The sequence below is a fragment of the Labrenzia sp. R5_0 genome, assembly GCF_017743835.1.
Lineage (GTDB): Bacteria > Pseudomonadota > Alphaproteobacteria > Rhizobiales > Stappiaceae > Roseibium > Roseibium algicola.
Window position 1 is genome coordinate 1284462 of sequence record NZ_JAGHRK010000002.1, and the last position, 13563, is coordinate 1298024.

At 60.5% G+C, this 13563-nt stretch carries 13 protein-coding genes; 4 read left to right on the plus strand and 9 right to left on the minus strand.

Annotated features, from left to right (window positions below; translation table 11 throughout):
• The first annotated feature begins 119 nt into the window (after window positions 1-119).
• Genes J7447_RS14735 through J7447_RS14745 form a run of 3 tightly spaced genes read left to right on the plus strand, consistent with a single transcriptional unit; the run spans window position 120 to window position 2477 of the window.
• Window positions 120-827: an ABC transporter permease gene (locus tag J7447_RS14735; protein WP_023003122.1), complete on the plus strand. Its 708-nt coding sequence runs from the start codon at window positions 120-122 to the stop codon at window positions 825-827.
• Window positions 820-1644 carry an ATP-binding cassette domain-containing protein gene (locus J7447_RS14740; RefSeq protein ID WP_286189143.1) on the plus strand — a complete coding sequence of 275 codons (825 nt, stop codon included), beginning with the start codon at window positions 820-822 and terminating at the stop codon, window positions 1642-1644. Before J7447_RS14735 ends, J7447_RS14740 begins: the two co-directional genes overlap by 8 nt.
• On the plus strand, window positions 1641-2477 hold the full coding sequence (locus J7447_RS14745) for a substrate-binding domain-containing protein (RefSeq protein WP_209170054.1): 837 nt from the start codon (window positions 1641-1643) through the stop codon (window positions 2475-2477). Before J7447_RS14740 ends, J7447_RS14745 begins: the two co-directional genes overlap by 4 nt.
• A 270-nt stretch (window positions 2478-2747) precedes the next feature.
• Here J7447_RS14745 and J7447_RS31320 read toward each other — a convergent pair whose 3' ends face one another.
• The 9 genes from J7447_RS31320 to J7447_RS14785 form a co-directional block, all read right to left on the minus strand.
• Window positions 2748-2876 carry a hypothetical protein gene (locus J7447_RS31320; RefSeq protein WP_023003119.1) on the minus strand — a complete coding sequence of 43 codons (129 nt, stop codon included), beginning with the start codon at window positions 2874-2876 and terminating at the stop codon, window positions 2748-2750.
• Window positions 2873-4228, minus strand: a complete 1356-nt coding sequence (locus J7447_RS14750; protein WP_209170055.1) for a c-type cytochrome — start codon at window positions 4226-4228, stop codon at window positions 2873-2875. Before J7447_RS14750 ends, J7447_RS31320 begins: the two co-directional genes overlap by 4 nt.
• A 12-nt stretch (window positions 4229-4240) precedes the next feature.
• A complete protein-coding gene (locus J7447_RS14755; protein WP_055656237.1) occupies window positions 4241-5467 on the minus strand; it encodes a formate dehydrogenase subunit gamma in 1227 nt (408 codons plus the stop codon).
• 138 nt (window positions 5468-5605) lie between these two features.
• Window positions 5606-6199: a formate dehydrogenase FDH3 subunit beta gene (gene fdh3B, locus J7447_RS14760; protein WP_006937368.1), complete on the minus strand. Its 594-nt coding sequence runs from the start codon at window positions 6197-6199 to the stop codon at window positions 5606-5608.
• A gap of 12 nt (window positions 6200-6211) precedes the next feature.
• Window positions 6212-9115, minus strand: coding sequence for a formate dehydrogenase subunit alpha (locus J7447_RS14765; protein WP_023003116.1), 2904 nt, complete (start codon window positions 9113-9115; stop codon window positions 6212-6214).
• A gap of 104 nt (window positions 9116-9219) precedes the next feature.
• Window positions 9220-9420: a hypothetical protein gene (locus tag J7447_RS14770; RefSeq protein ID WP_023003115.1), complete on the minus strand. Its 201-nt coding sequence runs from the start codon at window positions 9418-9420 to the stop codon at window positions 9220-9222.
• Window positions 9421-9478: 58 nt separating this feature from the next.
• Window positions 9479-10087: a molecular chaperone TorD family protein gene (locus J7447_RS14775; protein ID WP_055656785.1), complete on the minus strand. Its 609-nt coding sequence runs from the start codon at window positions 10085-10087 to the stop codon at window positions 9479-9481.
• Window positions 10088-10150: 63 nt separating this feature from the next.
• A complete protein-coding gene (locus J7447_RS14780) occupies window positions 10151-10825 on the minus strand; it encodes a DUF3306 domain-containing protein (RefSeq protein ID WP_209170056.1) in 675 nt (224 codons plus the stop codon).
• Window positions 10822-11391 carry a DUF3305 domain-containing protein gene (locus J7447_RS14785; protein ID WP_208984238.1) on the minus strand — a complete coding sequence of 190 codons (570 nt, stop codon included), beginning with the start codon at window positions 11389-11391 and terminating at the stop codon, window positions 10822-10824. The genes J7447_RS14780 and J7447_RS14785 overlap by 4 nt, the downstream gene beginning before the upstream one ends.
• Before the next feature lie 206 nt (window positions 11392-11597).
• Between J7447_RS14785 and J7447_RS14790 the strand changes: the two genes are divergently transcribed.
• Window positions 11598-13562, plus strand: coding sequence for a 4Fe-4S binding protein (locus J7447_RS14790; RefSeq protein WP_209170057.1), 1965 nt, complete (start codon window positions 11598-11600; stop codon window positions 13560-13562).
• Window position 13563 lies beyond the last annotated feature (1 nt).

Sequence of the window (13563 nt, forward strand, 5' to 3'; positions counted from 1 at the left end):
CCTAAAAAAGCCACAGCGCCTTCCGCTGTGGCTTTTTTGTGCGTGTCCATGTCGTACATGAGTTTCATTCTTTGGCATTTTACGTTATTTTTTCCCATAGAGAGGGAGAAATGACAGGAATGGACAGTTTCTGGGGGGCATTTGCTGGAGCCCTTGGCCTGGTCGTCGCGCTGGATCCGGATCTGATGGAAATCATCGGCCTGTCCATGCGGGTCACGCTTACGGCTGTCGTTCTCGCCTGCGTCATCGGCCTGCCCCTCGGCGCGGCGGTCGGCACTTTCAATTTCCCCGGAAGAACGCTCGTCGCCGTCATCTTGAACGCGCTGATGGGCCTGCCCCCTGTCGTGGTCGGCCTGCTTGTCTATCTCGTCCTGTCGGCATCCGGACCGCTCGGGCCGCTGCGCCTGCTCTACACGCCGACTGCCATGATTATCGCGCAGATGGTGTTGGTGACGCCCATTGTCGCCGCGCTGACACGTCAGGTAATCGAAGACCTCAACAGGGAATATTCCGAGCAATTCGCATCGCTCGGCGTCGGCCGATTTGATCGTCTGACGGCCATGCTCTGGGATGCCCGCTACAGCCTGCTGACCGTCGCGCTGGCCGGTTTCGGCCGTGCGGTTGCCGAAGTCGGAGCGGTTATCATTGTCGGTGGCAACATCAACCATGTTACCCGCGTGATGACCACGACCATCGCCTTGGAAACATCCAAGGGCAATCTCCAGCTTGCCTTGGCGCTCGGCGTGATCCTGCTGATGATCGCCTTTGCCGTGAACGCCGGTGTCATGGCCCTTCGTGCCTCAGCCGCGAGGGCCGCCTATGCGTGACGCAGCCTTCGACACACCAGGCACTGCCTCCACGATGTCGCGCCGTAGCCCGGCAGCGCACAACCCGTTGCTGGATGTCAGAAGTCTCGGCTTTTCGGCAGGCGGCGAAAAACTTCTGCACGACGTCGATGTTGCCATCCGGCGCGGTTCACGCACGCTCATCATGGGCCCGAACGGAGCCGGCAAGAGCCTCTTGCTGCGATTGATGCACGGTCTGCTTCAGCCGCAGGAAGGCGCTATCCTGTGGGAAGGCGGCCGGATGGACGCCACCGCCCGACGCGCACAGGCTATGGTCTTCCAGCGTCCCGTGTTGCTGCGCCGCTCGGTTATCGCCAATCTCAAGTTCGCACTGAGCGTTCGCGGCCTGCGGGGCAGCGAACGCGCCGACAAGGTCAAGGCCGCGCTGGAAACGGCGGGCCTCAGTCATCTGGCCCGGCGCCCGGCGCGCGTCTTGTCCGGCGGCGAGCAGCAGCGCCTGTCCCTGGTGCGTGCTCTTGCCTGCGATCCCGAACTCCTGTTTCTCGACGAACCTACTGCCAATCTCGACCCGGCCTCCACTGCCGCGATCGAGTCCCTGGTACTGGAAGCCAACGCCCGCGGTGTCACCGTTGTTCTGGTGACCCATGATGCAGGCCAGGCAAAACGCCTCGGTGAAGACCTCGTGTTTCTGCAGAACGGCACCGTGGTCGAGACAGGCCCTGTCGAAAAAGTGCTTGCCAACCCCAGAAGCGAACCCGTTCGCGCCTGGCGGGAAGGCAGGCTTTACCTTGGACCCAACACCCAATCCCTGAATGATTACCCCGGGAGGAAAAATTGATCAGAAGAGCATTTCTGGCGCTTGCCGCCGCCGTCCTGACGACCGTATTTGCCGGTCAGCCGAGTTTTGCGGAAGACAAGTTCATTGTCGTCCAGTCGACCACCTCAACCCAGAATTCGGGCCTGTTCGACTATCTCCTGCCCATCTTCCAGGAAAAGACCGGCATTGAGGTCCGCGTGGTTGCCGTTGGCACTGGCCAGGCCATCAAGAACGCCGCCAATGGCGATGGCGATGTCCTGTTCGTTCACTCCAAACCGTCCGAAGAAAAATTCGTTGCAGACGGTCTCGGCGTTTCCCGTTCCGACGTCATGTACAACGACTTTGTCATCGTCGGCCCGGCAAATGACCCTGCAGGTGTCGCCGGCTCGAAAGATGTCGTTGAGTCCCTGAAGAAAATCGCCGATGCGAAGGCCCCATTTGCCTCTCGCGGCGATGACAGCGGCACCCACAAGGCGGAGCTTCGCCTGTGGAAGGCCGCCGGCATCGACCCGAACGAAGGCTCGGGCGACTGGTACCGTGAAACCGGCTCCGGCATGGGCGCTACCCTCAACACCGGCACCGGCATGGGCGCTTACGTCATGACCGATCGTGCCACATGGATCTCCTTCGGCAACAAGGGCGACTACAAGGTTGCCGTTGAAGGCGACCCGATCCTGTTCAACCAGTACGGCATCATTCTGGTGAACCCGGAAGTTCATGCCCATGTGAAGGCCGATCTTGGCCAGCAGTTCGTTGACTGGGTGCTGTCCAAGGAAGGCCAGCAGGCTATCGCCGACTACAGGGTCGACGGCCAGCAGCTGTTCTTCCCGAATTCGGACAAGGGCTCAAGCTGAGCCCGTCTGACCGTCGTCTCGCTTTCCGAGTGAGTGGAGCCAGATAGCAATCTGTGTCGCATGCTCCGCTCAGACCTTCCCCCTTCTCACGCGAGGAGGGGGATTTTTTTTGACCTGATCAAAGCCAAATGGACTTGCGTGGAGTTTCAAGGTCACCCCGGGGCAAAGGCAAGTACGCCCACACAGGTACCTCGCATGAGCTGTCAACAGCCCATGTTGAAAGTGATTAGCAGCAGGCGTCGCCTGTTTCCGTCGAATTGCGGGTAATCGTTATTCCCCCAAGCGCACGGACGGGCTGGACGTGAAGTCGGCGCTGGAAAACCGCAGGTGCTCCAGAACCTGGTTGGCGCCGATGGCAATCACGATAATGGCGGCAAACGCGATGAGCATTGTTTTCATTGTGTATCTCCTTCGGATGGCGCCGTCGCCGATTTCAGATAGTCGATCAGATCGTCACGGTCTTGCTGTTCCACAATCCGCTGCATCGGCATCTTCGACCCGGGAATATAGTGATCCGGGCCGTCCAGGAACAGTTGATCGATCGTCGCTTCCGACCAGACAATATCAGATCCTGACAGGGTCGCCGAATAGGGGTAGTCCGGAATAGTGCCTGCACGCCGGCCGAAGATGTTGTGAAGCGTCGGCCCGGCCTTGCGCGCGGTATCGCCGGTCAGGGCGTGGCAGATCGAGCATTTGCGTGCGAACTGCCGTTCGCCGTTGGACATTTCTTCCGGTTTCTTGAGGAATTGCGGTGTCTCGGTTGCCATCGGATCGAATGTTGCAAGATCCGCAAGCGGCCACGAATAGACGATGTTCTCGATGCCGCCCGCATGCAACACATCGCCATCCTTCGAAAAGGCAAGCGCCCAGATCGGACCTTTCAGCGCTGCCCGGAAGTCCGTTTCGAGCGCCCAGGACGTCGTGTCGAACACGGTGATATATCCATGACCGTCACCGGTCGCCAGACGTGAGCCATCCGGACTGACCGCCATGGCCAGTATCGGCCGGCGCTCGAAAGTGAAGTCATGCAGCCGTTCGCCGGTTTCGATATCGACGATCCGCGTCACTCCGTCCTGGGAGCCGTAGGCAATCCAGCTCTCCCGGTCACCCTCACCGCCAATGGCAATGACATTGATGCCGAAACCGTTGCGATCAACGACCCGCTTTTCACTGCGCGTTGCCAGATCCCAGAGCTTGATCGACCCGTCGACTGACGCGGAGTAGAGCTGGCGCCCGTCCCTTGAAAACGCGACCGCATTCACCCCGGCTGCATGTCCGGCAAGATAAGCCGGCTCGCCGCCGGCAACCGGCCACAGCCCCACACGTGCATCCCAGCTTGCGCTGGCAATCGTCGTCTTGTCGGGAGAAACCGCAAGCCCCATGATCTTGGCCGTGTGCCCTTCCAGAACCCGGTTCGAGTTATTGCGGGTGTTCCAGAGAATAAGCTCGTTGTCGTCTCCGCCGGACACCAGATGACTACCGTCCAGAAACTGAACCACCTTGACCGCCGCCGCATGACCTTCAAGCCATTGCGGCACCCGGTCTTTCCAGATGCCGACCGAATTGTCGAAGCTGGCAGTGGCCACCTGACCGGTCTCAAGGGAAACATCGATATCCATGACCGGGCCGCCGTGACCCTTCAGGGTCTGGAAATCGGCGCTACCGGCTGCGGAGACCAGCGTCAGAAGGAAGCCGGCAGCGGGCCCGAAGACCCGTGCAAGCAACCATACGGGATCCGGCTGAAACGGCATGTCACGCCGGGCCTATTCGGCGGGAACCGCGCTGTCGCCGCCTGAATGTTTGGCGGCTTCGCGCTTTTCAGCTTCTTCGACTTCCTTCACCCAGAGACCGTGGTGCTCCTTCGCCCACTGCAGTTCAACCTCGCCGGAGCCCATGGCGTCATAGGCGCCTTCCATGCCGATGGAACCGATGTAGATATGCGCCAGGATCAGCGCCATCATCACGAAGGCCACAATGGCGTGCCACAGCTGCGCAAACTGCATTTCCTCATGCGGTGCAAGCGCGGTAGGCAATGTACCGAGACCCACCAGCTGCGGCAGGCCGAGTGCGTTGAGCTTTTCGAAGGTGACTGCAAACATCGGCATTTCGAACGGGAACAGCAGCGACAGCCCGGAAACGGAAATCGACGCGCCCAGCACGATCACCCCCCAGAACACTAGCTTCTGACCGAAGTTGAATTTCTTGGCCGGCGGGTGCACGCCCTTCTTGAAGAGCCCGCCACCGACGGCGATCCATTTCACGTCCGTCTTGTTCGGGATGTTGTGCGCGACCCACATCACGAACACCATGATCAGGCCCAGCATAAAGGCCCAGGCGACGTTGTTGTGGATCCACTTCGAGAAATGCGCGACGGGCGCAAAAGCGTCCTTGCCGATCATGGGGATGATCACGAAGCGCCCGAAAAGCGTCAGCAGGCCGGTAATGCCAAGCAGGACGAAGGATCCCGCAAGCAGCCAGTGCCCGAAGCGCTCGATCGCCTTGAAGCGGGTGATGGTGCGGCCGGTCTTCTCGCCATCGATGCGAATACGGCCGCGAATGAGATAGAAAAGGGCCAGCAGCACGATAGTCCCGCCGAGCAGCCAGGCGCCATAAGTGGCAAGTGGTCCCTTGCGCCATTCAAGCCAGCGCATGCCACCATCCTGCATCAGAACGGTTGCAGCAAATCCACCGGAAGAGACGGTCACGTCCGCGGAGCCGTACCGCAGTGCCCGCCAGAGCTCCGGATCGGAGACACCGCCAAGTGTCCCGAGCTGTGAGGAAATCGACGCCGCGTCGTCCGGATCACCGGTATTGTTGCGGCGGAAGTCGTAGTCGACCTTCTCGCCGCGCTGGCGTTTCATGATGTCTTCAAGCGTCTGCGCACCACCGGTCGCCGACCGGTCGGCGGACGTATCCTGTGCAAACCCTGTCCCCAGACCCGCACCAAGAAAGGCCAGAAGAACAAGCAAAGCCATAGTCACGCGTTTCATGACCGCAAACCTCATTGTCGATTACAACCGGAGACGAGCGGGGCGGCTGTAAAGCCGCCCCGCCTACGTTTCTTTCAGGCATCTACCCAAGCGTGACGGGCAGTCCGGCGTGCCGGTCTGCCCTCACCCCGCAAGGGATCAGCCGCCTTTCTGGCCGTAAGCGGTACCCCAGCCCCAGGCACCCGAGCCGAAGCCGCGGGCAACCACACGTTCGCGGTAGATGGCCGACACGACGTCGCCATCGCCCGCGAGCAGGGCCTTGGTGGAGCACATTTCCGCGCAGAGCGGCAGCTTGCCTTCCGCGATACGGTTGCGGCCGTATTTCGCGAACTCTGCAGTGGAGTTGTTTTCTTCCGGACCACCTGCACAGAAGGTGCATTTGTCCATCTTGCCGCGCGATCCGAAATTGCCCGCTTGCGGGAATTGCGGTGCGCCGAACGGACAGGCGTAGAAGCAGTAGCCGCAGCCAATGCACAGGTCCTTCGAGTGAAGCACCACGCCTTCTTCGGTCTGGTAGAAACAGTCCACCGGGCACACCGCCATGCAGGGTGCGTCCGAGCAGTGCATGCAGGCCACGGAGATCGACCGTTCGCCTGGTTTGCCATCATTGATGGTCACCACACGGCGGCGGTTGATGCCCCACGGCACTTCGTGCTCGTTCTTGCAGGCCGTGACGCAGGCATTGCACTCAATGCAGCGTTCGGCGTCGCAAAGGAACTTTGATCTTGCCATTTGTCGTCCTCCTTACGCTGCCGAGATCTTGCAGAGAGTAGCCTTGGTCTCTTGCATCTGGGTCACCGAGTCATACCCGTAGGTCTGAGCGGTGTTACAGCTTTCCCCAAGCACATAGGGGTCTGCACCCTTCGGATACTTCGACCTCAGGTCCTCGCCCTGGTAATGACCACCGAAGTGGAACGGCATGAAGGCAACGCCTTCGCCGACACGTTCGGTAACCATCGCCATGACCTTGACCTTGCCGCCCTCCGGGCCTTCGACCCAGACCTGTGCGCCGTCACGCACCCCGAGATTGTTGGCATCCCGCGGATTGATTTCGACGAACATGTTCTGCTGGAGTTCAGCCAGCCAGGGGTTCGACCGGGTTTCGTCCCCGCCGCCCTCGTATTCGACCAGACGGCCGGATGTGAGGATGATCGGGAAGTCCTTGGAGAAGTCGTTCTTCTGGATCGACGCATAGAGTGTCGGAACACGCCAGAACGACTTGTCGGCATAGGTCGGATAGTCCGCGACCAGATCCCGCCGGTTGGTGTAGAGCGGCTCGCGGTGCAGCGGCACCGGATCCGGGAAGGTCCACACAACGGCACGCGCCTTGGCGTTGCCGAACGGGGCACAGCCATGGGCGATCGCCACGCGCTGGATACCGCCCGAAAGGTCGGTTTTCCAGTTCACGGTGCCGATCTTGTCCGCAGCGCCGGCAACAGTCTCGATCGACTGACGCTCTTCGGCCGTCAGGTCACCATCCCAGCCGAGATCGATCAGCATCTGCATGGTGAACTCGGGATAGCCGTCCTGAATGTCCGCACCGGGGTTGGAGACCCCTTCCGCAAGAAGGTTCTGGCCATCACGCTCCACGCCGTAACGGGCACGGAAGCACAGACCGCCTTCAGCGACCGGCATGGACATGTCGTAGAGATTTGCCGTTCCCGGGTGTTTCATCTCTGCGGTGCCCCAGCACGGCCACGGCATGCCGTAGAACTCGCCGTCGTTCGGACCACCGACTGCACGCAGCGTGGTACGGTCGAAGGTGTGCTGGTTCTCCATGTGCGACTTGATACGCTCAGGCGACTGGCCGGTGTAGCCCACCGTCCACATGCCGCGGTTGAACTCGCGTGTCAGGTCCTCGATGTTCGGCTCGTCCCCGTCCATGCCGATGTTGCGGAAGAGACGGTCGTCGAAACCGAACTTCTTGGCGAACATGGCGATGATCGTGTGGTCGGGCTTGGATTCAAACAGCGGTGCAATCACCTGTTCGCGCCACTGCAGCGACCGGTTGGAAGCGGTCACCGAACCACGGGTCTCGAACTGGGTCGAGGCCGGCAGCAGGTAACAGCCGTCGGTGCGGTCGTGCAGGATTGCCGAAACGGTCGGATAGGGATCAACCACGACCAGAAGGTCGAGCTTTTCCATAGCCTGTTTCATTTCCGGCAAACGGGTCTGGGAGTTCGGGGCATGGCCCCACAGCACCATCGCACGGGTGTTGTCCGGCTGTTCCAGGTTTTCCTTGGCTTCAAGGACACCATCGATCCAGCGGCTGACCGGGATACCGGTCAGGTTCATCATGGCCTTGTCCTTGCCGTCTGCACCCTTGATGGTGCCGAAGCGGCCTTTCAGCCAATCCAGATCTTCTTCCCACACACGAGCCCAGTGAGCCCAGGAGCCGGCGGTCAGGCCGTAATAGCCCGGCAGCGTGTCGGCAAGAACGCCGAGGTCGGTCGCTCCCTGCACGTTGTCGTGGCCACGGAAGATGTTGGTGCCGCCACCGGCGGTGCCCATGTTGCCGAGCGCCAGCTGCAGGATGCAGTAGGCACGGGTGTTGTTGTTGCCGTTGGTGTGCTGGGTGCCGCCCATGCACCAGATCACGGTGCCCGGACGGTTGTTGGCAAGCGTCCGCGCCACGCGCTTCAGCTGGCTTTCCGGCGTACCGGTGACACGCTCGACTTCATCGGGCGTCCATTTGGCAACTTCTTCGCGGATCTGGTCCATGCCCCACACGCGGGTGCGGATGAACTCCTTGTCTTCCCAGCCGTTTTCGAAGATGTGCCACAGAATGCCCCAGATGAGGGCAACGTCCGAACCCGGACGGAAGCGTACATATTCGTCGGCATGGGCCGCGGTGCGGGTGAACCGCGGATCGCAGACGATCAGCGGAGCGTTGTTCTGTTCCTTGGCGCGCAGCACGTGCAGCAGGGAGACGGGGTGAGCCTCCGCCGGATTGCCGCCGATGATGAAGATCGCCTTGGAATTGTGGATGTCGTTGTAGCTGTTGGTCATGGCGCCGTAGCCCCATGTGTTCGCTACGCCGGCAACCGTCGTGGAGTGGCAGATGCGGGCCTGGTGGTCGACGTTGTTCGTTCCCCAGTAGCCTGCAAACTTGCGGAAGAGATAAGCCTGCTCGTTACTGTGCTTGGCCGAGCCGAGCCAGTAGACGCTGTCCGGACCGCTTTCTTCGCGGATCTGCAGCATCTTGTCGCCGATCTCGTTGATCGCTTCATCCCAGCTGATCCGCTTCCACTCTCCGCCTTCCTTTTTCATCGGATATTTCAGGCGGCGCTCGCCATGAGCGTGTTCGCGGACGGAAGCTCCCTTGGCGCAGTGGGCACCCAGGTTGAACGGGCTGTCCCAACCGGGCTCCTGCCCGATCCAGACTCCGCTGGAAACTTCGGCGATAACGGTACAGCCAACGGAACAGTGCGTGCAGATCGACTTGACGGTCTTCACGGCATCGCCGGTGGATTGTGCCTTGGCTTTGGTGACCGTTCCTCCGGTCACGGTAATGGCGGCCAGGCCGCCTGCGGCAAGACCGGATCCCTTAAGGAACGTACGGCGGTCTACCGACTTGTGTGCAGCGTCTTTCAGGATACTTGCACCTTGGGGGCGTCGCGCAACCCCATTGGTCTTTTTCCTAAGCATATTGCCCTACCTTGCTTGTATCAGAACCTGATACGGCTGGGTTATTTGTGAACCGGCGTCCGGGCGTCACGCAACCATGGCCGGGGAAGTCTCACAGGGTCCAGTTAGAACCGGGCGCTGTCGTAGTAGGCACGGGTATGAACCGTGTCCTGCATCTTGTCGGAAGCCAGGTCCGGTTCAGCCGCTTCAGCGGTGGTTCCGGCGGTTACCGTGGTCACGGCAACCGGGGCAGAAATCGCCGCCAGCTTCAGGAAGTCCCGGCGGCCTGTACCCTCTTCGGGGCTTGCCGTTTCGGGTCGTTTCATTGTCGCATTCCTCCTCTCGCAGATGGATGGCCAGGCCACCCCATTTCAGATGCAACCGTCAGTTCGAGATCATGTCGAAGCCCTGTGCCTCGATTTCCATGAACTGGCGCCCCAACGATCCGACAGCACCATAGAACACCGATGTTCCAGCCGCTTCCAGATCAGTGAAGAAATGTATCGCCCAGGGTTCCACATGGGCGTTGAAGAAACTCTTCTGTTCGCTGAGAGACGTCACCTTGCCGAAACGGCCGAGGATCATCCCCGCCATCATCTCCATCAGCGATGCGATGTTGTCTTCCGGCTCGTGCTTGTCTTCAGCGCGCTCGATCCCGCGCTCCGCCATGTCCTGGCGCAGCTTTGCGAGAGGCTTTTCGTTGAGGAACCCTGTCAGGTAATAGCTGGCGTATGGCAGCAGTTCGCCGCGCCCGAGACCGACGAAAAGGGCATTGAATTCACGCTCGGCCGTCTCCGGCGTCGTCACTGCCGCAATTCTGGCAAGCACATTCAGAGCATTGCCCAGGGGCGTGTCACCACCCTGCAGGCCCGCAATCTGCTCGAGCAGTTCGGCTCCGGCCGGGCGCGCAAGCACCAGTGCCAGAAAGTCGTACAATTCGGACCGGGCCTGATCTTCCGGTTCGATAATGAATTCCCTCGCCACAACGGCCATTCGAGCCTTTTCCTCCCACACGCGCGGTGCTTTTCTGGCGCAAAAACTTCTTAGACTTTAGTATTAATCAAAGTCGAAACGCATTCGGCGCCGTTTCGGCAGGCGCTCTTCTTCGGTTTCGACCAGTGCTGTTTCATCAGACACAATAGTTCCAATTTCACTAATTTGCACCTTCTCGTCTCTTTGCGTCAATCGAATAGATGTTTTTCCATTTTCGACATAAGTATGCTGCGCTGCAGCAAGTTGTTCCGATTGCGGCGCAGCAGAATCACTTTGCCCGGAAAGTACTTCACCTTCTCCGGCCTGCGTAGCGTCCGAGTTTTCGTCCGGCTCCGTTTCAGAGATTTTTTTCAAGAATCCACGACCAACTTCATAGGCGGTCTTCACCACCTGACCGGCGGTCGATGCATCGGTAAAATCATCGTCATAATCGTTCAGGCCATCGAGATTGGCGAGAACGGGGTTGGACAGCCACAAACGGCGCAATGCCCTCCGGCGCAGACGCTCCGGCACGGTCTTGGCCAGGAACTTCGTGAAATCGTCGTCCTTCTGCAGGCTGTCGGGATCAGGCAATCCAAGTTCTTCCAGGATTTCCGCATCGGTCTTTTCTTCCAGCTCGACCCGTTTCGCGGTTTCAAGCTCAGCGTCCCGGCGCTCGACCTCCGCGGCTTCGGCCTCGCGAACCGCAGCCTTGCGCCTTGACCAGAAATCCATTGGCTTGTCGTCGCCGGTGTTCACTGCAGTGTGTCCTTCTTTCGGGTGCCGGGCGCCCGGTAAACGTCGGCAAGCTGCCGGATGCGTGGATCACCGATGCCTTCTTCCTCCAGGTCGATCCGGTGCTTGTCACGCTGACGCTTGTAGAAGATTTCCTCTTCGTGGTGCATGTCAATGAATTCCCGGACCCAGGCAATCAGCCCTGGCGGCATTGGCACCTTCTCGACAAAGACCTCGGCGGAATCCGCGTAATCCAGGCCTTCATGGGCAGACGCTGTCATGTGCAGCACCTCAATGGGGATCGCCGGAGCCAGCTCCGGGGCAGCCCTCATCACAACGTAGACGGAGGGAACCTTGTCGGACAGGGCAATCAGATAGGCTTCGGTCTGGGTGTGATGCAGCTCCAGGCTCAAGGTCGTCGCATGGTACTCGATCGCATCGCCTTCGGCCCGCAGCATTTTCCAGTCCGCAGGCGCGGCTCCCGGCAGCAGGGACACCGGCAACCAGGTCCACTTCTGCCAGCGCGTTACGCCAGGCAGCCTGCGCACCACAACCCCGACCGGCATGACGCGCGTTCTTTCCCTAGTCACGAACCACCTACCTCCCCGTCCGCCGGTTCAATCCGACTCTGTTTTGATGTTACGTAAAATGCTGTAGCAAGCGACATAAATTTCAAGCCCCGCAGAAGTCGAACTTGACGCGCGCCTTTCAGCGCCCTTGTTATGGGGTTCGGTATTGTCTGACAAATCACAAGAGAATCGGTTTCGGACGATCCGGGGGAGAGGACGCGCACACAATGACGCAACCAAGGCTTCTGCTTTGCGATTGCCTGAATACACAGGCTATTGACGCCGGGCTTATCGAACAGGCAACGGGACTGACCTGTTCGAAAATCCACACGCAACTTTGCCGCGGCGAAGCAGCGCAGGCTGCCGAAGCGCTTCAGGCGGGCAATGTCATCATTGCGTGTCAGCAGGAGCGCCAGGCATTCGAGGATCTGGCCGCAGACCTTGAAGCGGACGAACCTCTTTTTGTCGATCTGCGCGACCGAGCCGGTTGGACCGCCGACACCCGCAGCACGTCTCCCAAGATGGCCGCGCTGCTCGCCGAATCGATCTTGCCGACACCCGGTGCAAAGGTCGTGGACGTTACCTCGGAGGGCACCTGCCTCATCCTTGGCGACAGCGAAGCTGCGCTTACCGCGGCAGACCATCTTTGCGAGCTCCTGAGCGTTACAGTCGTTCTCGACCCTGCCGACGAATTGCCTCTTGCCGACGACCGGCGGTTCGACATCGTGCGCGGTCGGGTAACAACAGCAACCGGTGCGCTTGGCCACTTCAAGGTCGGTTTCGATGCCCTGCAGGAGCGCATTCCTGGTGGGCGGGGCGCGTTCAACTGGACAGATCCCAAGAGCGGTGGGCGCACGGAATGCGACATCGTGCTGGACCTCCGCCGGGGGCAGCCGCTCTTTCCCGCACCGGAAAAGCGGGAAGGCTACCTGCGGGCAGACCCGGGCAATACGGGCGCGTTCACCAAGGTGCTCCTGGATGCCTCACAACTTGTCGGCACCTTCGAAAAGCCGCTCTACGTTCGTCTGGACGAGCAGCTCTGCGCTCACTCCAGGGCCCGCAAAACAGGCTGCACGCGCTGTTTGGATCTTTGCCCAACCGGTGCCATCAGCCCCGGCGGCGACAGTGTTGCGGTCGATACGATGGTCTGCGCCGGCTGTGGAAGCTGTTCGGCGGTCTGTCCGTCCGGCGCCATCAGCTACGACGCTCCTCCCGTCAGCCACACCTTCCAGCGACTGCAAACGCTGGCGGCAACCTGGCGCAAGCTCAGCTCCGACGCACCGCGCCTGCTCGTTCACGACAGCAGCCACGGCGCAGAACTGATCCGCCTGGGCGCGCGCTACGGCAAGGGCTTGCCGGCAGACGTCATTCCGCTGGAGATGGAAGCCATTGCCAGTTTCGGCCATACGGAAAGCCTGGCAGCACTTGCCTGCGGCTTCGCCGACGTGACCGTGTTGCTATCACCAGCCACGGAAAAGGAAGGCATGCCCTTCCAGGCAGAACTCTCCAATGCGATCGCCGGCGAAGACCGCGTCTGCCTCATCACCCCGTCCGATCCGGACGAGCTGGAAGAAATCCTTTACCGCGAACAGTCTCCGGTGACCGCGAAGCAGCCGATCCTGCCCCTTGGCTCCCGCCGGCAAATCACGCGTCTTGCCGCCAAAACGCTCAACGAGCCGGGCAAGGTCATCCCGCTTCCGGAAGGAGCCCCCTATGGCTCGGTTGTCTTTGACCAGGACGCCTGCACGCTGTGCCTGTCCTGCGTGTCGCTCTGCCCGTCCGGCGCCCTGAAGGAAAATCCCGATGCGCCGCAGCTGCGCTTTCAGGAAGATGCCTGCCTGCAGTGCGGCATCTGCACGACAATCTGCCCGGAAAAGGCCCTGACACTGGATCCGAGGCTTGATCTTTCGGACGACGCATTGCGCGCCAGGGTGCTGAAGGAAGAAGAGCCGTTCAACTGTGTTGAATGCGGCAAGCCATTCGGTGTCCGGTCAACAGTGATGAGACTGACGGAAAAGCTCGCCGGCAAACACGCCATGTTCCAGGACAACAAGGCCATACAGCTCATACAGATGTGCGACGACTGCCGGGTGAACGCCGTCTACCATTCGGAAAACAACCCGTTCGCCTCCGCCGAGCGCCCACGTGTTCGCACGACGGACGACTACATCAGCAAGCGGCGCGATCATTGAA